The 17,739-nt window shown below is 61.1% G+C and carries 16 protein-coding genes; 9 read left to right on the top strand and 7 right to left on the bottom strand.

Annotated elements, in window-relative coordinates; genetic code table 11:
* Positions 1–18 precede the first annotated feature (18 nt).
* Together pyrE and BMZ23_RS06515 are read left to right on the top strand one after the other, a co-directional pair.
* Positions 19–669 (top strand): orotate phosphoribosyltransferase, encoded by a 651-nt coding sequence (gene pyrE / locus BMZ23_RS06520; protein ID WP_093474362.1) that lies wholly within the window; start codon positions 19–21, stop codon positions 667–669.
* A 75-nt stretch (positions 670–744) separates the two neighbouring features.
* The gene (locus BMZ23_RS06515) at positions 745–1,335 is read left to right on the top strand and encodes a DUF4124 domain-containing protein (RefSeq protein ID WP_093474359.1); all 591 of its coding nucleotides are present in this window, start codon (positions 745–747) and stop codon (positions 1,333–1,335) included.
* 6 nt (positions 1,336–1,341) lie between these two features.
* Here BMZ23_RS06515 and BMZ23_RS06510 read toward each other — a convergent pair whose 3' ends face one another.
* The 5 genes from BMZ23_RS06510 to coaBC are packed head-to-tail and all read right to left on the bottom strand — an operon-like array spanning position 1,342 to position 6,953.
* Positions 1,342–1,779 (bottom strand): acyl-CoA thioesterase, encoded by a 438-nt coding sequence (locus BMZ23_RS06510; RefSeq protein WP_093474356.1) that lies wholly within the window; start codon positions 1,777–1,779, stop codon positions 1,342–1,344.
* Positions 1,780–1,781: 2 nt separating this feature from the next.
* Positions 1,782–2,687: an acetylglutamate kinase gene (argB, locus tag BMZ23_RS06505; protein ID WP_093474353.1), complete on the bottom strand. Its 906-nt coding sequence runs from the start codon at positions 2,685–2,687 to the stop codon at positions 1,782–1,784.
* 20 nt (positions 2,688–2,707) lie between these two features.
* The gene (locus tag BMZ23_RS15290) at positions 2,708–5,242 is read right to left on the bottom strand and encodes a phosphomannomutase/phosphoglucomutase (protein ID WP_093474350.1); all 2,535 of its coding nucleotides are present in this window, start codon (positions 5,240–5,242) and stop codon (positions 2,708–2,710) included.
* A 28-nt stretch (positions 5,243–5,270) separates the two neighbouring features.
* Positions 5,271–5,726 carry a dUTP diphosphatase gene (dut, locus tag BMZ23_RS06495; protein ID WP_093474347.1) on the bottom strand — a complete coding sequence of 152 codons (456 nt, stop codon included), beginning with the start codon at positions 5,724–5,726 and terminating at the stop codon, positions 5,271–5,273.
* Positions 5,727–5,735: 9 nt separating this feature from the next.
* The gene (gene coaBC / locus BMZ23_RS06490) at positions 5,736–6,953 is read right to left on the bottom strand and encodes a bifunctional phosphopantothenoylcysteine decarboxylase/phosphopantothenate--cysteine ligase CoaBC (protein WP_093474344.1); all 1,218 of its coding nucleotides are present in this window, start codon (positions 6,951–6,953) and stop codon (positions 5,736–5,738) included.
* A gap of 174 nt (positions 6,954–7,127) precedes the next feature.
* Here coaBC and radC point away from each other — a divergent pair, with 174 nt between their 5' ends.
* The 3 genes from radC to rpmG all read left to right on the top strand — a co-directional run bounded on the left by radC (position 7,128) and on the right by rpmG (position 8,381).
* Entirely contained in the window at positions 7,128–7,802 is a 675-nt protein-coding gene (gene radC, locus BMZ23_RS06485; RefSeq protein ID WP_093474341.1) for a RadC family protein, read from the top strand.
* A 175-nt stretch (positions 7,803–7,977) separates the two neighbouring features.
* Complete coding sequence (rpmB, locus tag BMZ23_RS06480; RefSeq protein ID WP_093474338.1) at positions 7,978–8,214, top strand: 50S ribosomal protein L28; 237 nt, start codon at positions 7,978–7,980, stop codon at positions 8,212–8,214.
* Between the two features lie 11 nt (positions 8,215–8,225).
* Entirely contained in the window at positions 8,226–8,381 is a 156-nt protein-coding gene (gene rpmG, locus BMZ23_RS06475) for a 50S ribosomal protein L33 (RefSeq protein ID WP_003464575.1), read from the top strand.
* 69 nt (positions 8,382–8,450) lie between these two features.
* On the opposite strand, the gene BMZ23_RS06470 is transcribed toward rpmG, so the two are convergent.
* Positions 8,451–9,347: a peptidoglycan DD-metalloendopeptidase family protein gene (locus BMZ23_RS06470; protein ID WP_093474335.1), complete on the bottom strand. Its 897-nt coding sequence runs from the start codon at positions 9,345–9,347 to the stop codon at positions 8,451–8,453.
* A 109-nt stretch (positions 9,348–9,456) separates the two neighbouring features.
* Between BMZ23_RS06470 and BMZ23_RS06465 the strand changes: the two genes are divergently transcribed.
* Both BMZ23_RS06465 and BMZ23_RS06460 read left to right on the top strand, forming a co-directional pair.
* Positions 9,457–11,727, top strand: a complete 2,271-nt coding sequence (locus tag BMZ23_RS06465; protein WP_093474332.1) for a putative bifunctional diguanylate cyclase/phosphodiesterase — start codon at positions 9,457–9,459, stop codon at positions 11,725–11,727.
* A gap of 117 nt (positions 11,728–11,844) precedes the next feature.
* The gene (locus BMZ23_RS06460; RefSeq protein WP_093474329.1) at positions 11,845–13,668 is read left to right on the top strand and encodes a putative bifunctional diguanylate cyclase/phosphodiesterase; all 1,824 of its coding nucleotides are present in this window, start codon (positions 11,845–11,847) and stop codon (positions 13,666–13,668) included.
* Positions 13,669–13,677: 9 nt separating this feature from the next.
* Here the strand turns inward: BMZ23_RS06460 and BMZ23_RS06455 are convergent, their stop codons facing one another.
* Complete coding sequence (locus BMZ23_RS06455; RefSeq protein WP_093474326.1) at positions 13,678–14,832, bottom strand: GGDEF domain-containing protein; 1,155 nt, start codon at positions 14,830–14,832, stop codon at positions 13,678–13,680.
* A gap of 164 nt (positions 14,833–14,996) precedes the next feature.
* Here BMZ23_RS06455 and BMZ23_RS06450 point away from each other — a divergent pair, with 164 nt between their 5' ends.
* Together BMZ23_RS06450 and BMZ23_RS06445 are read left to right on the top strand one after the other, a co-directional pair.
* Positions 14,997–15,431, top strand: a complete 435-nt coding sequence (locus BMZ23_RS06450; protein WP_093474323.1) for a DUF2946 family protein — start codon at positions 14,997–14,999, stop codon at positions 15,429–15,431.
* A 151-nt stretch (positions 15,432–15,582) separates the two neighbouring features.
* Positions 15,583–17,697, top strand: a complete 2,115-nt coding sequence (locus tag BMZ23_RS06445) for a TonB-dependent copper receptor (RefSeq protein WP_093474320.1) — start codon at positions 15,583–15,585, stop codon at positions 17,695–17,697.
* The last annotated feature ends 42 nt before the right edge of the window (positions 17,698–17,739 follow it).

The raw sequence follows: 17,739 nt of genomic DNA, 5'->3' as shown, positions 1-17,739 counted from the left end.
TGTCAGAATGAGGGTCAAATGCAGGAATATCAGCGGGAGTTCATTCGTTTTGCCCTCGATCGCGGGGTGTTGCGTTTTGGCGAGTTCACCCTCAAGTCCGGACGTGTCAGTCCGTATTTTTTCAATGCCGGATTGTTCAACAGCGGGGCCACGCTGGCACGCCTGGGCCGTTATTATGCGCAGGCGCTGGTTCACAGCCAGTATGCTGACCAGGCCGATGTGCTGTTCGGGCCGGCCTATAAAGGGATTCCGCTGGCGGCAGTAACGGCGGTGGCACTGGCCGAGCAGTTTGATCGCGATTTGCCCTATTGCTTCAACCGCAAAGAGGCCAAGGATCATGGTGAGGGTGGCAACCTGGTCGGGGCGCCGCTGCAGGGCCGGGTGTTGATCGTCGATGACGTGATCACCGCCGGTACCGCCGTGCGCGAGGTCATGCAGATCATTCGTGCAGCCGGTGCGCAGCCTGCCGCCGTGTTGATTGCACTGGACCGCCAGGAGCGTGGGCAAGGTGAGTTGTCGGCGATCCAGGAGGTCGAGCGTGACTTCGGTATTCCGGTGATCAGCATCGTGTCGCTGAACCAGTTGCTGACCTTTCTGGAAGAGGACCAGGAACTGCAGGCGTACCTGCCGGCAGTTGCTGCCTACCGTGACCGTTATGGGGTGGTCTGAGTCTGTTGACTTGCCTGAGTGGGTTTTTTCCGCTATTCAGTGACAGTTGATTCATTCAGGCAAGGGAGCCATGGCATGAAACCCGCAATCAGCTGCATTCTTGGCGTCTCGCTGGCGCTGCTGGGGACTTCTGCCAGTGCGCAGCTGTACCGCTATGTGGATGACAAGGGCGTTACCGTGCTCGACAGTCGGGTTCCGCCCGAGCATGTGGCGCGTGGTTATGAGGAACTTGATGCCCAGGGCCGGGTGCGGCGGGTCGTGGAGGCGGCGCCCTCACCGGAAGAGCTGGACGCTGTGCGTGCTGAAAGGCAGCGCCAGCAACGCCAGGCTGCCGAGGATGCGCGACTTGTTCGCCTGTATGGCAGCGTTGCAGAGCTGGACCGTTCCGAGCAGCGTCAGCTGGGGCAGATCGAGAACCAGATAGCGACTATTGAGGGCAACCTCTTGTCGCTGCAGTTGCAGCGCGAAAACCTTCTGAGCAGGGCTGCCGATCACGAGCGCGCTGGCCGTGCAGTCCCTCCGGAAGTGCTGACTGAGCTGGCTGGTCTGGATGAGGATGAGCGCCGGCAGCGTTCCGACCTGCAGCGTCGCCAGGCGGAAATCGGCGTGGTACGTGCCCAGCTGACCCAGCAGCGCAAACGTTTGCAGGAGCTGCTGGGCGACTGAGGTGTTTCAGCCTTCCTGCGGAGGGCTGGTCTCGAATTGACGGACGGCTGCCCGAAAGCTGTCCGGAACTGGTGTCGGCCGCCGGCTTTGCTGGTCGGCATGCACATAGACCACCTCGCCGGTCACCAGCAGTTCATCTTCGCGATAGATACCGATCTCGAACTGCATGCTGGAATTGCCCAGACGGGCAATTCGCACGTGCACATCCAGTATTTCGTCAAAGTGTGCAGGCGACTTGTATTCCAGCAGTGTGCGTACGGCAAAGAAGTCGGCGCCCTTGACGCCCGTTTCGGCGTCATAGGCCTGGCCCATGGCGCGGAAGTATTCGGTGATGCCAACATCCGCGTAGGTCAGGTAGTGACCATTGAAGACGATGCCCTGCAGGTCGGCCTCGGCCCAGCGCACCCGCAGGCTGTGACTGAAACGGAAATCGCTGCGCTGCATGTTCAGTCCTTGTTCTGGTTGGTGATCAGAGTACCGACACCGGTGTCGGTAAAGAGCTCGAGCAACACCGCATTGGGTACCCGGCCGTCGACGATAATCGCGCTGCCTACGCCGCCCTGCACTGCATCGAGGGCGCAGCGTATTTTCGGCAACATGCCGCCGTAAATGGTGCCGTCGGCAATCAACGCGTCAACTTGTGCTGTGCTCAGCCCGGTCAGCACATTGCCTTCCTTGTCCATCAGGCCGGCTATGTTGGTCAACAGCATGAGTTTTTCCGCCTTCAAGGCTTCGGCAACCTTGCCAGCTACCAGATCGGCGTTGATGTTGTAGGAGGTGCCATCTTCACCAACTCCGATCGGAGCGATGACCGGGATGTAGTCGTCGGAAACCAGTCGTTCGATCAAGTGTGCGTTGACGCTGGAGACTTCACCGACGTGGCCTATGTCGATGATTTCCGGCTTGTCCATGCCAGGGGTCTGGCGACTGACCTTGAGCTTGCGGGCCTTGATCAGGCCGGCATCCTTGCCGGTCAGGCCTATGGCGCTGCCACCGTGCTGGTTGATCAGGTTGACAATGTCCTTGTTGACCTGGCCACCGAGAACCATTTCCACCACGTCCATGGTCTGGCTGTCGGTAACGCGCATGCCTTCGATAAACTGGCTTTCGATATTCAGCCGCTTCAGCAGGTCGCCAATCTGCGGTCCGCCGCCATGCACCACTACCGGGTTGATACCGACGGTTTTCATCAGCACCACATCACGGGCGAAGCTGTTTTTCAGCTCGTCATTTTCCATGGCGTTGCCGCCGTACTTGATGACGATGGTCTTGCCGGTAAAACGCTGGATGTAGGGCAGCGCTTCGGTAAGTACCCGGGATACCTGGGTGGCGGCGTCACGGCTGAGCATGATGTAGGGTCAACTCCTTGGGGTCAGAAGGTCGGTGATATATCGGGGGCCACGCGAGCCAGTTGCTCTCGGAACAGCTGCTGTAATTGCTGCAGTTCCTCGTTGCTGTCGGCTTCAAAGCGCAGGGTCAATGCGGGTGTCGTGTTGGAGGCGCGTACAAGTCCCCAGCCAAAGGGAAACTCCACCCGCAGGCCGTCGATTTCTATGAGGCGTCCGCCGTTCCAGTCAGCTTGTTGTCGCAGGGCATCAATCAGCGCGAACTTGCGTTGGTCGTCGACGGGCTGCACCAGTTCCGGTGTGGTTGCGCCGCTGGGGTAGCGTGCCATCAGGGTGGCGCTGTCGTCTTCTTGCAGGGAAAGCAGTTCGAGCAGCCTGGCTGCAGCGTACAGGCCGTCATCAAAGCCGTACCAGCGCTCGTTGAAGAACAGATGACCGCTCATTTCGCCGGCCAGCAGGGCGCCGCTTTCCTGCATGCGGGCCTTGATCAGCGAATGCCCCGATGCTCCCATTAGCGGGCGGCCACCGAGCCGGCTGATGAGGGCGGGCAACTGGCGCGTGCATTTTACGTCGAAGAGAATATCGGCACCGGGGTTGCGGGCCAGAACATCTTCTGCAAACAGCATCAGCAGGCGATCGGGATGGATTATCTGCCCCTTGCTGTCGACGACGCCGACCCGGTCGCCATCGCCATCAAATGCCAGCCCGATATCGGCTTTCAACTGGCGCACACTGTCGATCAGTTGAACCAGGTTCTCGGGGTTGCCGGGGTCGGGATGATGGTTGGGGAAGCGTCCGTCCACTTCGCTGAACAAGGCGGTGACTTCACAACCCAGTTGTTCGAACAGCTGTTGCGCGATCACGCCTGTCACACCGTTGCCACAGTCGATCACGATGCGCAGGGGGCGGGCCAGCACCACATCATCACAGATGCGCTGGCAGTACGCTTCCAGCAAGTCAAGGCGCGAGCGGCTGCCCGCAGCCTGATGCAGATTGCCGTCTTCGATACGCTTGCGCAGTGCCTGAACCTGTTCGCCATACAGCGTCTTGCCGGCTATGACTATTTTGAGGCCGTTGTAGTCGGGTGGGTTGTGGCTGCCGGTGAGTATCACGGCCGAGCCGCTACTGCGGTTGGCACAGGCATAGTAGGCAACCGGGGTGGGTACCATGTCCAGGTCAACCACCTCGCAGCCGCTGTCGAGCAGGCCGGTGATCAGGGGTTCGACCAGCGTCGGGCCGGACAGGCGGCCGTCACGGGCAACGGCAACACGTGATTCGCCGGCATCCTGCGACTGGCTGCCAATGGCGCGGCCGAGCCAGTAGACCACGTTGGCATCCAGGTCGCGTCCAACGACGCCGCGGATATCGTAGGCGCGGAAAATGTCCGGGGATATATGCGGCGGTTGTCCGGCATCCTGCTGCATGCCGAATGGGTCGTCATCATCCATGATGTCTATGTCCAGCACATCATCCAGCAGCGGCTGGTCGTCAAAGTCATCCGGCGCAGCGGTTGGTGCTGCTGCCGGGCGCGTTGCTTGCTCGCGTGCAGGGCTGGGCCCGGGATTGACCTGATGCTGTCGGGCCAGTTGCATTATGTGCTGTGCTACCGGCTCCAGTTGCATCAGGTGCAGGCCGGCGACCTTGTGACCGTGGGTTAGTTGAGCCAGTGTATGGCTGTCCTTGCGTAGCTGGGTGGTCCAGCTACGTTGCAATACCAGCAGGGCAAGCAGGGTGCCAAGCGTTGCCAGCAGGGCAGCAATACCCAGTGCCAGCGGATTGACCAGGCTGTTGCGCAAGGCCGGGCCAGGGCGGAATTCCAGCCGCCAGATCGGGTTGCCGGTTGACAGTACCAGTGGCTCGGCAGTGCTGGTGTCGCCGTTACGCAGCAACGTGTGCGCTGGCGTGCCGGGGAACTGTTGTACCAGGCTCAGCTCGCCGCTGCCGGCGGGAAGGGGAGGCAGGCTGCCGAGGATCCGGCGCATGTCGAATACCACCAGCAATGTGCCGCGAATCGGCGCGTCAGCGCTGCTGCGCAGGGGTTTGACCATGTAGAGGCGCCATGCACCGCTGACCTGGTGGGCTTCGGGCAGTACCGGCATGTTCCGCTCTGCACGGCGGATCATGTCCAGTGCGGCAAAACTCACCGGAGCCCGTTCATCACTAATCTGCTCGGCTTTTCCGATGGCATGCAGATAGGCCGCCAGGCTGTCATGAAAGCGATGGGCCAGGCTGTCGGGGCGAGTATTCCCGGCCAGCAGCAGGCTTTGCAGTTCCGGACTCGAGGCCATGAGTGCCAGGTCACGGTCAATTTGCTGCAGTGCCTTGTCCAGTGCGCCGAGTTGCTGGTGTGCGTAGTTCGCGGCCAGTTGCTGACTGGCACGTTGTTGGCTCTGTTCCAGCATTCCGAACCAGATCACGGCGCAGGCCAGCAGCAGGCAGCCGAGGCCGAGCGCAACCGGCAGCTGCAGGCCTGGTTGGGCTGCGCTGGCTTTGGTGCGAGTTTTTTTCTCGGTGCTTGCGGTCGTTTGCTGTGTGTTGCTGGTTTTCTTGTTCATTTTCATTGTTGCCTCCGTGCCACCCTGAGCGCTGTCAATGCGTGCCGCTGTGCCCGAAACCGCCTGCCCCGCGCTGACTCTGGTCGAAGCTGTCAACGATCTGCAGTTGCGCTTGCAACACCGGTACCAGAACCAGTTGCGCGATACGTTCGCCAGGCTCGATGGTAAAGGGCTGCTGGCCACGATTCCAGCAGGATACCATCAGCGGGCCCTGATAATCGGAATCAATCAGTCCGACCAGATTGCCCAGTACTATGCCGTGTTTGTGGCCCAGGCCGGAGCGCGGCAGGATCATGGCTGCCAGTCCCGGGTCGGCAATATGGATGGCCATGCCCGTGGGCAGCAGTTCGGCCTGGCCGGGCTGCAGCACAAGCGGTTGCTCAAGCATGGCGCGCAGATCCAGTCCGGCGGAGCCGTTGGTGGCATAGGTGGGTAGTGGCCAGTCGCGGCCAAGGCGTGGATCAAGAATCTTTGCCTGCAGAGCGTGCATGGAATGTCCTCAGGCCGTACGGCCGATATGTTCACCTATGATGCGGATGATGTGCCTGGCCAGGCTGGCCTTGCTGGCCAGTTCCAGATGCTGAGGTGCTTGCTGGCGGCTCAGCAGGGTGACGCGGTTGTCATCGCTGTTGAAGCCGATATCACGCTGGCTCACATCGTTGGCGATAATCAGGTCGAGATTCTTGCGTTGCAGTTTGTCGCTGGCATAGCGCAGCAGGTCGTGGGTCTCTGCGGCAAAGCCGACACACAGCCCTGGTCGCCGGTTGGGATGCATCGCCAGGGTCGCCAGAATGTCAGGATTGCGTACCAGTTCCAGACGCATGCCTTGCTGGTTGTCGTCGGTCTTCTTCAGCTTGCTGTCGCTGACATGTGCCGGACGGTAGTCGGCTACTGCCGCCGAGGCGATCAGGATGTCCGCGGGCAGTGCCGCTTCACAGGCGGTCAGCATGTCCAGTGCGCTGACTACATCGACGCGCTGTACCCGGTCCGGGGTGCGAAGATTGACCGGACCGCTGACCAGGGTAACCCGGGCGCCGGCTTCAGCTGCTGCCTCGGCCAGTGCAAAGCCCATTTTCCCCGAGCTGTGGTTGGAGATATAGCGCACCGGATCGATTGCTTCGCGTGTGGGACCGGCTGTGATCAGCAGGTGCAGCCCGTCCAGCAGACGGCTTTCAAAGCAGTCGGCGGCGAGCGCCGCCAGTTCGCTCGGCTCCAGCATGCGTCCGGGCCCGACATCGCCGCAGGCCTGCTCGCCGGCGGCCGGCCCGAACACATGGAAGCCACGCTGCTGCAACAGTTGCAGGTTATGTTGTGTGGCAGGATCGCGCCACATTGCCTGGTTCATGGCCGGGGCAATGGCGACAGGTGCATCGGTAGCCAGTACCAGTGTGGTCAGCAGGTTGTCACCGCGGCCCAGGGCCAGGCGTGCCATCAGTTCGGCAGTGGTCGGGGCTATCAGCACCAGATCGGCCCAGCGCGCCAGCTCGATATGGCCCATGGCGGCTTCTGCCGCAGGGTCGAGCAAGTCGCCGTGCACCGGATGGCCGGATAGCGCCTGCATGGTCAGCGGTGTAATGAATTCGCGGGCGGCCTGGGTCATGACCACGCGAACTTCGGCACCGGCATCGCGCAGGCGTCTGACCAGTTCGGCACTCTTATAGGCAGCAATTCCTCCGCTCACGCCAAGCAGTATCCGTTTGTTGATCAACCGCTGCATGCAAGACTCCTGAGCCGGCCTGCCATTGCTGTAGAGCAGGCAGAAAGTGGACAAATGAGCGGTACGATAGCACAGCGCTTGACCGCTGGCGCCACTCCCGGTAGCCGCCTATACTGCGCTTCGCACCCTATGCCACGAACAGGAAGTACGTGGCTGTCTATCAAGGAGTTGATGATGCCTATTACCGACTGGCCGGCCGCCGAGCGGCCGCGTGAAAAATTGCTGCAGCAGGGTGCTGCCAGCCTCTCCGACGCCGAACTGCTGGCGATCTTTCTGCGTACCGGATTGCCCGGGCGCAGTGCGGTCGATCTGGCGCGTGACCTGCTTTCAGCCTTTGGCAGCCTGCGTCAGCTGATGCAGGCAGAGTTGGCTGAATTCGCCAGCCATGCCGGTCTCGGACCGGCCAAGTACGCACAATTGCAGGCGGTGATCGAAATGGGCCGTCGCCATCTGTTCGAGGAGCTGCGCCGCGGTGATGCGCTGACCTCGCCGGGGGCAGTGCGGCGCTACTTGCGTAGCCGTCTGGCCGCGTTGCCGCATGAAGTATTTGCCTGCCTGTTTCTCGATAACCAGCACCGGGTGATTGCCTTCGAGGAGCTGTTTCGCGGCACCCTCGACAGTGCCAGCGTGTATCCGCGCGAGGTGCTCAAGCGGGCGCTGGCGCATAATGCAGCGGCGCTGATCCTGACGCACAACCATCCGTCCGGCGTCAGCGAGCCGAGCCAGGCCGATTTGCACCTGACCCGGCGGCTGCGTGAATCCCTGGCGCTGGTTGATATCCGGGTGCTGGATCATCTGGTGATAGGTGATGGCGAGCCGGTTTCCTTTGCCGAGCGCGGACTGCTCTAATTGCAAAAATAATTGCGGCTTGGCGGTGATTTTGGTATAAAGCTCCGCTCTTCTCGGGGCCGTACCTGTCATTGCCGTTTTTTGGCATGTCTTCAGGCTTTTGCCCCGGCTGGCAAACGAATTCTTTTGGCTTCCAACCAGTTCGGGTTGGGCACGTGGTTGGAGAGGGTTTAACATGTCTCGAGTATGTCAGGTAACCGGCAAAGGGCCGGCCGTCGGGAACAACGTTTCCCACGCGAACAACAGAACCAAGCGTCGTTTTCTGCCTAACCTGCAGTATCATCGCTTCTGGGTCGAATCCGAAAAGCGTTTCGTGCGTCTGCGCACCAGTGCCAAGGGCATGCGCATCATCGACAAGCGCGGCATTGATGTCGTGCTGACTGAAATCCGCGCCCGTGGCGAAAAGGTCTAAGGAGAACCATCATGCGTGAGCTCATTCGTCTGGTTTCCTCTGCCGGTACTGGTCACTTCTACACTACCGACAAGAACAAGCGCACTACCCCCGACAAGATCGAGATCAAGAAATTTGATCCGGTTGTGCGCAAGCATGTGATGTACAAGGAAGCTAAGATCAAATAAGGTCCTGGTTTCTGACAAAAAACCCGCTGCGGCGGGTTTTTTGTTGGCTGAATTCAGGCGTCCGTGAACTCAGGGACCCTCACCGCCAAGGGCGAAGTTGGGCATGCTGTTTACCGGCTGACTGAACTCGAAGGGAATGGATACCGTCTGCATCCCGGTATTCTGCTGCACTACGAAGTGCAGGTGGGGGCCGGTGCTGTTGCCGGTATTACCGCTGCGCGCCAACAGGTTGCCAGTGCTTACCCGTTGTCCTTCGCGTACCGCAACCGAGCCCTGTTGCAGGTGCAGGTAGACGCCCATGGTGCCGTCATCGTGCAGGATGCGTACGAAATTGCCGGCGGGGTTGTTGCCGCGGCCGTTCTGGTTGTTTTCGGTTTTCACCACCACGCCGCCACGCGCCGCAACGATCGGTGTGCCCTCGGGCATGGCAATGTCGATAGCGTAACGTCCGCGTGGTCCGGTATGGCTGTACTGGCCACCTGGGCCCTGGGTTATGCGGAAGGGGCCGCCGACCCAGGGCAGTGGGTAACGGCTGACAACAGGTCGGGCTCTAGGGTCACCCAGTGCATGGCGCAGGGTGTGGGTGTAGCGGGGCGGTTGGCCATCACTGCTGCCGAGAGTCACCAGTCGAACCTGCTGGCGTGCGGGCAGAATCCAGCGCACCGGCTTTTCCGGTACGCCGGTGGTATTACCCTGATTGGTGATAGACAGTTCGACCTCCACCGGGGCCCACAGATCGTTGTGAACCACCAGTGTCTCGCCACCAGCGTGGCGGTCGCGGGTGACCCGTACATGGCGTTCGGTATTCTCGACCATGCGATCACGGAACACCATTACCTTGGCACCAGCCACCTTGCGGTCTGTATAGGTGACCACGCCGTTGGCATCGGTATATTTGTAGATGGTTGAGGCGCCGACTGTGCCTGAAAACAGCAGTACGGCGCCGAGCAGCAGCAGGTTGCGCATTCCCTGTAACCCTGATGGTTTATCTCTACAGGATAGCCTGAGTGAATGTGTTTGACGATCCTTCAGCTATAGTAGACATACATACCTGATTCTGGATCGGCCCATCAGCATGACTTCCAACCGCAGTGCCTGGCATATAGCGCTGATCTACGCCGCAGTTGCGGGCGGCTGGATTCTGTTCAGCGACCGTGCGCTGGTGTTGGTTGGGCTGGATGAGTTGACCCAGCAGCGCGCGCAAACCTGGAAGGGGCTGCTGTTTGTTCTGGTGACTGCCTGCCTGTTGTACTTTCTCAGCCTGCGCCATTTGCGCAGCCGGCGTGAGCAGGAACGGCAGTTGCGTCTCAGCGAGGAGCGACTGTTGCTGGCTCTGACCGGTGCCAATGACGGTGTATGGGACTGGAACCTGGAAAATGGCAGCGCCTATTATTCACCGCGGTGTCGGGTGCTTCTTGGCCTGACCGGTCCCGAGCCGCTGCGCGCTGAGCAGCATTTTTGGCCGCACGTGCATCCCGAAGACCAGCAGCCGCTGCGTAGCGAGTTGCTCGAGCATTTGCGTGGGCAGAGTGAGCGACTGGCCATCCGGGTGCGGATGCGTCACCGCCAGGGTCACTACTTGTGGATCGAACTCTGTGGCCAGGCACAACGCAATGCCGAAGGCCGTGCGCTGCGCATGATAGGCACTGCCCGTGACGTCACGGATCAGGTGGCGGATGAAGAGCGCTTGCGTCAGGCCTCGGTGGTGTTTGGCAGTACCACCGAGGGCGTGATGATCATTGATGCGAAGGTACAGATCGTCAGCGTCAATGCGGCATTCAGTCGTATCACTGGTTATACCGAGGATGAGGTGCTGGGGCAGCATCCGCGCCAGTTTGACAGTACCTGGCAGGATGCTGCACTGCTTGCCAGTATATGCCGGCAGCTGGAAACCCATGGCAGCTGGCAGGGCGAGGCCTGGAACAGACGCAAGGATGGTGAGGCCTATCCGCAATGGCAGACGGTCAGCCGGGTGATGGATGCACATGGCCAGCTCAGCCACTATGTGGTGGTATTTGCCGATATCGGTCAACTCAAGCGATCACAGCAGGAGATAGACTTCCTTGCGCATAACGATCCGCTGACCCGTTTGCCCAATCGCCTGCTGTTTCGTGAGCGCCTGGACAGTGCGATTCAGCGTGCCCGGCGTTTGCACGGGCATCTTGGAGTGATCTTCATCGACCTGGATCGTTTCAAGGGCGTCAACGAAAGCTTCGGTCATGCCATCGGTGACGAGTTGCTGCAAGAGGTGGCGACCAGACTGCATCAGCGCTGCCGCGAGCAGGACACCCTTGCTCGTCTGGGTGGTGACGAGTTCGTTATGCTGGTTGAGGATTTACAGCGGGCAGAGGATCTGACACCGGTCGCCCGCCGGCTGCTGAATGCCTTCCAGCGGCCGTTCGAGATCGCGGGCCAGCGTCTCCATCTTGGCGCGAGCCTGGGGATCAGCGTCTATCCGGAGGACGGCGAAGGGGATATCGAACTGCTTGGCAATGCTGACACCGCGGTATCTGTGGCCAAGGCCAACGGGCGCGGTACCTATGCTTTTTATACCCATGCACTGACCGAGCGAGCTCGCGAGATGATCGCGCTGGAAAGCGACCTGCATGTTGCCCTGCACAGCGAACAGCTGGTGGTGTATTACCAGTTGCAGCGGGATTTGCGCGGTGATTTTTTCAGCGGGGTCGAGGCCTTGGTACGCTGGCAGCATCCGCAGCACGGGTTGATGGCACCGGACAGGTTCCTGCCGGTAGCTCAGCAGGCGGGTTTGATGCCGGCGATTGACGAATATGTGCTGCGCCATGCCTGTCGCCAGTTCCAGACGTGGCGTGCGAGCGGCTGCGCCCTTTCGAGTTTGGCTGTGAATATGTCCGGCAGCTGGCTTGATCGTGGCCAGGTAGTGCCTGTTGTGCAGCAGGTGCTGAAGGAAACGGGTTTGCCGGCAACCTTCCTCGAGCTGGAGATCACCGAAACCGAATTGATGCAGCAGGATGATCGCTGTATCGAAGTGCTGGACAGTTTACGTGCGCTGGGTGTGCGCCTGGCGATTGATGACTTTGGAACCGGCCATTCCTCGTTGATGCGCCTGAAGCGATTGCCGGTGAGCCGTTTGAAAATCGACAGGGATTTTGTGCGTGGTCTGCCGGGCGACAGCAACGATAGCGCTATTGCCCGCGCGGTTATCGCGCTGGGTGACAGCCTGCAGTTGGAGGTGCTGGCGGAGGGGGTGGAAACTGCCGAGCAGGAGCAATTGTTGCAGGGCTTCGGTTGCGGGCTGGGGCAAGGTTATCTGTACAGTCGGCCGGTGCCGGCGGCCGAGTTAGAACTGATGCAGGGATTTCTGTGACGCGCTGGTCGTAATCTGTCTGAGCGATCCATTCCAGGTGTTTTATTGATTACGGTCAATGTGATATTCCCGATTGTCTCTACTATGGATGCACTCTGACATCATGGTCGTTGATGCATGCCTTTGCTCCGGCGTCTGCCGCTTCACTTCAAGTTCTGGGCTGTTAACGGCCTGGCCTTCATCAGCACCCTGCTTCTGGTTCTGGTGGCAATGGCTGTGGAGCAGAATTCGGTCAACCAGAGTCGTCAGGAGCAGGCTCTCAACCTGCTTGAACTATGGGACGGGTATGGCATCTCCACGCACCTGAAGGGGCCGTTGCGTCCGCAATTGCTGCTGCCGGGCGATGCAGACCCCATGGCTTTGCTGCTGCTGTCGCGGGTCACCGATGAGCCCCGGTGGGTGCCGCTGCCATCTGCAGGCGATGGCGAGCCGAAGATGCTTGGTGCCTGGGTGCGCAGCACCTATGAGCAGGGCGTTCTGGTGGTTGCAGTCCAGGCCAAGCGGTTTGGCGAAGTCTTTGCTGAGCGAGCACCACTGTATGCCATAGCGGTATTTGTGTTGATGCTTGGCGTATTGTTTGGCTCCCAGTTGCTGATCCGGTTCGTTTCGGGGCATCAGGCCCAGTTGCGGCGCATGGCCCATTACGACAGCCTTACCGGGTTGCCCAACCGAACCTTGGCCAATCTCAGGCTGGAGCATGCGCTGGACAGGGTACGGCGCCGTGGCGGCAGTCTGGCGGTACTCTTTATCGATCTTGATCGTTTCAAGACCATTAATGACAGCCATGGGCACCTGTTTGGTGACTCTGTGCTGGTGGCTGTTGCCGCGCGCCTGGCTGGACGCTGCCGTGACGAGGACACGTTGGCGCGTCTGGGTGGTGATGAGTTCCTGATGGTGCTGGAACAGCTGCAGTCGCCGGCCCAGGCGGCGCTGGTAGCGCGGGACCTGCTGGCGCAGATGGAGCAGCCTCTTTTGCTGGAAGATGGCCGGGAGCTGTTTATCGGCGCCAGTATCGGCATTGCCCTATACCCTGCCGATGGTGCTGATGCCCAGGAGCTGGTACGCAATGCCGATGCGGCCATGTATCAGGCCAAGTCCCGCGGCCGTAATCGCTACAGCCACTATTTGCCGTGCCTGACCACTGCCGCGCGCGAGCGCTTCGAGCTGGAGCGCTCGCTGCGTCGGGCGATAGCCCAGGAAGAGCTATCGCTGGTTTTCCAGCCGCTGGTTGAGCTGCCGGCGCAGCGTGTGGTGGGTGCTGAGGTGTTACTGCGCTGGCACAGTGCCGAGCACGGCGACGTCTCTCCTGTACGCTTTATACCGCTGGCCGAGGACAGTGGCCTGATTGTGCCTATCGGCGCCTGGGTCTTGCATCAGGCCTGTCGTCAGGGCCGGCTTTGGCTGGACCAGGGCTTGCCGCTGGAAACCCTGGCGGTAAACCTGTCCCCTGTCCAGTTTATGCACCATGATGTGGTTGCGCTGGTGCGCGAGGCGCTGGCGCATAGCGGTTTCCCGGCACACGCGCTGGAGCTGGAGATCACCGAAGGTGCGCTGGTGCAACAGGTGGCACGTGCCACGGACACCCTCAAAGCCCTGTGCGATATGGGGGTGCGGGTCAGTGTGGATGATTTTGGCACCGGCTACTCATCGCTGGCCTATCTGCGGCGGTTTGCACTGCACAAGCTGAAAATAGACCGCAGTTTCATGCAAGGGGTGCCGGTAGAGCGCGCCGAAAGTGGACTGGTGCAGGGCATACTCGATCTCGGACACAAGCTGGGCATGTGTGTGTTGGCCGAGGGTGTCGAGCAGCAGGCACAGCTTGACTGGTTGGTGGCCGCAGGTTGCGACCAGATTCAAGGCTACCTGATCAGCCGACCATTGCCGGCACAAGACTATGTGGAGTGGTGGACTGCCCGGCTGAGCGAGCTGCGAGCCGACTGACGCGCTCTGTCAGGTTGTCAGGCACAGCTGGTTGCGCCCGGCCTGTTTGGCGCGATACATGCGGTGGTCGGCCTCTGCCAGCAAGCGTTCCACGCTGTCTGCCGTGTCCCGCTGGCGTTCCGCCAGACCAATGCTGGCGGTCAGTGGCGCCCCGTCCGGGCGTGTACCCAAGCCGCCTGCCAGCAGCCTTGCCAGTGCCTGTTGTGCGGCGCCGGCAGGGGTGTCCGGCATGACCAGCAGGAACTCTTCCCCTCCCCAGCGGATCAGCATGTCGGATGCACGCAGGGCGCTACCAAGATGGGCAGCGGCCTGACGTAGCGCCTGATCACCGGTCTCGTGACCATAGTCGTCGTTGATCTGTTTGAAGTGGTCCAGGTCGATAAAAGCCAAGGCCAACGGGCTGTCATGGCGCAAGGAATGCGCCCATTGGCGGGCGAGAATTTCCTCGCCGCTGCCACGTGAAAGCACGCCGGTCAGCGGGTCTCGCACCGCCTGGCGTACCAGTGCAATCAGGAAGGCCAGTTGGCTGGTGCAGGCCAGTGCTGTGACCCCGGCAATCAGCATCAGCAGCCAGAAGGCACCGGCAAACGACGGCCAGTTCAATGTGCTCCAGCTCAGGTAACCGGCAAAGGCATGGGCCAGTAACAGCACGCTGGCCATCACCAGATTTTCCACCAGGGTCAATGGAAAGATAGCCAGCCCGGCCATTAGTACAAAAGGCAGGAACGCATACCCGGCGCCTACGGCGGCAGACATTTCGGCAAGCTGGTAATTGCCCAGCAAGGTGTGCGAGCAGATGTAGAAGACGGTGGGTATGGCAAACAGGATAGCTATCGAGCGGTAGGCATCCGGCATGTCACCACTGGGCTTGTAGAACAGCAGTACGCAGATAAACGCAATACACACCATAAGTCGTAGCCCGGCCAGGCTAAGCCAGAGCGGAAAAGGGAATACCACCAGATCGATAACGCTCCACAGAGGCGTCAGTACTGCAAACAAAAAAGCGAACAGGCGCACACGATTGACGATCAGGGTGGCACGTCGCTGGGTCAGCAGGGACATGTGCGGCCCGGGGCTGAGCAGCCAGCGCAGCTCGCTGGATTGCAGCTCATTAGGGAGCAGCTCTTTAATTTTTTGCCAGACCAGCCGGTGCAGTGTGCCCATGCTCGATCAAATCTCCTGTGCGCAAGCGGATTGTTCGCGCAGTCCTGGTTGCGCTGTTGTTGTTAGTCTGCTGATGCAAGCGTATTGAAGCACAGGGCATGACGGGAATGATTGACATGGGTCAGTTTGATGGCTTGATGCTATTGTAGGCGCGGAGTGTCAAGTTGTCGCAGATCAAGAAAAAACCAGGGGCGATCGCCTACACTGACAGCATGAACATTATCAGCCGTGACCACAGAGCCACCCTGGCGACCTTGCTGGGCTGGCTGCTGATCTTCCAGGTCTATGCCTGCTGCTTCCAGCACGGACAGGGCAGTGGCGCGCTGCTGAATGGAGTGATGCCCTACTGTGCGGTGAGTGGCGCCGACCCGTTGCTGGCGACAGCCGACAATGTCGATATGGGCAACAACCTGTCGGCTTCGCTGGGTTGTCCGTTGTGTGCCAGCGGCACCGCGGTGGTTGCCGCTTCGAGTGGTTGGCGCTTGTCGCCGGTCCCGCCGGTTGCCGAGGCTCCCGAACCGTCTGAATTTCTCTTCGCTCTGCCGGCAGCGCCGCCCTGGCGGCCGCTGAATCCCCGCGCACCCCCTGCTCTGGTCTGATCGCCTCGGGCGACACGACCATCCGCGCAGCTCTCCTCCTCTCTGCCTGCCCGGATGGTCGTTGCCGGCGCCCTCTTATGCACCAATGGCCGCAGAGCCATGCCAGTGCCCTGAACCCGCTTGTACGATCTGACCAACGGAAGTACCCCACATGAATCAACCGAATCTTGCCCGCAGCCTGTTGGCTGTGGCGCTTGCCGGCCTGACTGCGCATGCCGCAGCCCAGACTGCCGGCCATCAGCAGCATGCACAGTCCGCCGAAAACGCCCAGGCGCTGGAACTGGCACCCCGTGTGATTACCGGGGTCGAGCAAAGCTCGCCGCTGCGCTTCGAGACCGACCCGCGCCTGCCGCGTCAGCCGATACCGGCCAGTGATGCTGGCGACTACCTGAAAACCATCCCCGGTTTTTCCGCCATTCGCGGTGGTGGCACCAACAATGATCCTGTCCTGCGTGGCATGTTCGGCTCGCGTCTGAAGCTGCTGGGTAATGGCGGTGAGATGCTCGGTGCCTGTCCGTCACGCATGGACTCGCCGTCCTCCTATATCGCACCGGAGACCTACGATCGCCTGCAGGTAATCAAAGGCCCGCAAACCGTGCTCTGGGGGCCGGGTGCCTCGGCCGGGGTGATTTTGTTCGAGCGTAGCCCGGAAAACTTTGAAGAGCCCGGTACGCGGCTGAATGCCAGTGCCACCGCGGCCTCTAACACCCGCCGCGACCTGCTGGTGGATGGCGCCGCCGGCAACCGTCAGGGTTACTTGCGCCTGGGGGCCAACCGTACCCGCTCGGACGATTACCGCGATGGCAACGGTGACCGGGTGCATTCCAGCTGGAGCAAGTGGAATGCTGATGTGGCGCTGGGCTGGACACCGGATGACCAGACCCTGCTGGAGCTGACTGCCGGCGGCGGTGATGCCGAGGCAGCCTATGCCGGACGCGGCATGGACGGCAGCATGTTCAAGCGCGAGAGTCTGGGCCTGCGCTTCAAGCGTGACCTGGACATGGGCGCCCTGCAGGCCATTCAGGCCCAGCTGTACTACAACTATGCCGACCATGTGATGGACAACTTTACCCTGCGCACACCGGACACCAGCTCGCCGATGATGATGATGCGCAACCCGATGGCCACCAATGTTGACCGGCGCACGCTGGGGGCACGGCTGCAGAGTGACTGGCGCTGGTCCGACTGGCAACTGCAGGCGGGTGCCGATGCCCAGCGCAACGAGCATCGCCGGCGCAGTTCACGTTTCAGCATGATGACCGGCTATACCGACTACAATGTCTTCCCGGCAGTGACCGATGCCGAGTTTCGCCAGTACGGACTGTTTGCCGAGCTGACCCATGATCAGGGGCAGGGTGAACGCTGGATCAGTGGTCTGCGCGTTGACCGCGCCAGTGCCACTGACCGGCGTGCCCGCTTGAGCAATCCGAATATGATCAGCTGGGACAATCCGAGTGCGGACAAGACCCGTGCCAGCAACCTGCCGGGCGGCTTCCTGCGCTATGAGCAGGACCTGGAGGCGGTCAGCTGGTATGCCGGTATTGGCCACAGCCAGCGCTTCCCGGATTACTGGGAGCTGTTCTCGCCCAGTGTCGGACCGGCTCCGGGGGCCGTGGTACAGGCCTTCGAAACGGCCGACCCGGAGCGCACCACCCAGCTGGATGTCGGGCTGGAATACCGTCAGGGCGACTTCAAGGGCTGGCTGTCAGCCTACGCCGGACGCATTGATGACTACCTGCTGTTCAACTACCAGCGCATGCCCAGCGGCCACATCTTCACCTCGGTGGAGAACGTGGATGCGCGCATCATGGGTGCCGAGCTGGGTGGTAACTACCGGCTGAATGGCAACTGGAGCACCGAGTCCAGCCTGGCCTGGGCCTGGGGCAAGAACCGCAGCGATGGTCAGGCCCTGCCGCAGATGCCGCCGCTGGAGGCCCGTTTCAGTCTGAACTACCAACAGGCGGACTGGAGCGCAGGCCTGCTGTTGCGTGGCGTGGCTCGCCAGACCCGGGTGGCCGAGAATCGCGGCAACGTGGTCGGGCGTGACCTGGGAGACAGCAGCGGCTTTGCCACGCTGGCACTTAACGCCGCCTGGCAGGTCAGTCCGCAGGCGCGCCTGAGTGCCGGTGTCGACAACCTGTTCGACCGCGCCTACAGCGAGCACCTGAACATGAGCGGTAACGCCGGGCTGGGTTTCCCCGCCGACCCGGTGCGCTTCAACGAACCGGGCCGCACCCTGTGGACCAAGCTGGATCTGAGTTTCTGACGGGTTGTTTGGCGTGATGCAAAAAGGCCGCAGTTATCACTG

Source organism: Halopseudomonas yangmingensis, from assembly GCF_900114825.1.
GTDB lineage: Bacteria > Pseudomonadota > Gammaproteobacteria > Pseudomonadales > Pseudomonadaceae > Halopseudomonas > Halopseudomonas yangmingensis.
This window is presented reverse-complemented; position numbering and strand designations above follow the sequence as displayed.

Bases quoted from the DNA above. Each gene is read 5' to 3' on its own strand.
- pyrE (WP_093474362.1), top strand. From the start codon at position 19: ATGCAGGAATATCAGCGGGAGTTCATTCGTTTTGCCCTCGATCGCGGG.
- BMZ23_RS06515 (WP_093474359.1), top strand. From the start codon at position 745: ATGAAACCCGCAATCAGCTGCATTCTTGGCGTCTCGCTGGCGCTGCTG.
- BMZ23_RS06510 (WP_093474356.1), bottom strand. From the start codon at position 1,779: ATGCAGCGCAGCGATTTCCGTTTCAGTCACAGCCTGCGGGTGCGCTGG.
- BMZ23_RS15290 (WP_093474350.1), bottom strand. From the start codon at position 5,242: ATGAAAATGAACAAGAAAACCAGCAACACACAGCAAACGACCGCAAGC.
- dut (WP_093474347.1), bottom strand. From the start codon at position 5,726: ATGCACGCTCTGCAGGCAAAGATTCTTGATCCACGCCTTGGCCGCGAC.
- coaBC (WP_093474344.1), bottom strand. From the start codon at position 6,953: ATGCAGCGGTTGATCAACAAACGGATACTGCTTGGCGTGAGCGGAGGA.
- radC (WP_093474341.1), top strand. From the start codon at position 7,128: ATGCCTATTACCGACTGGCCGGCCGCCGAGCGGCCGCGTGAAAAATTG.
- rpmB (WP_093474338.1), top strand. From the start codon at position 7,978: ATGTCTCGAGTATGTCAGGTAACCGGCAAAGGGCCGGCCGTCGGGAAC.
- rpmG (WP_003464575.1), top strand. From the start codon at position 8,226: ATGCGTGAGCTCATTCGTCTGGTTTCCTCTGCCGGTACTGGTCACTTC.
- BMZ23_RS06470 (WP_093474335.1), bottom strand. From the start codon at position 9,347: ATGCGCAACCTGCTGCTGCTCGGCGCCGTACTGCTGTTTTCAGGCACA.
- BMZ23_RS06465 (WP_093474332.1), top strand. From the start codon at position 9,457: ATGACTTCCAACCGCAGTGCCTGGCATATAGCGCTGATCTACGCCGCA.
- BMZ23_RS06460 (WP_093474329.1), top strand. From the start codon at position 11,845: ATGCCTTTGCTCCGGCGTCTGCCGCTTCACTTCAAGTTCTGGGCTGTT.
- BMZ23_RS06455 (WP_093474326.1), bottom strand. From the start codon at position 14,832: ATGGGCACACTGCACCGGCTGGTCTGGCAAAAAATTAAAGAGCTGCTC.
- BMZ23_RS06445 (WP_093474320.1), top strand. From the start codon at position 15,583: ATGAATCAACCGAATCTTGCCCGCAGCCTGTTGGCTGTGGCGCTTGCC.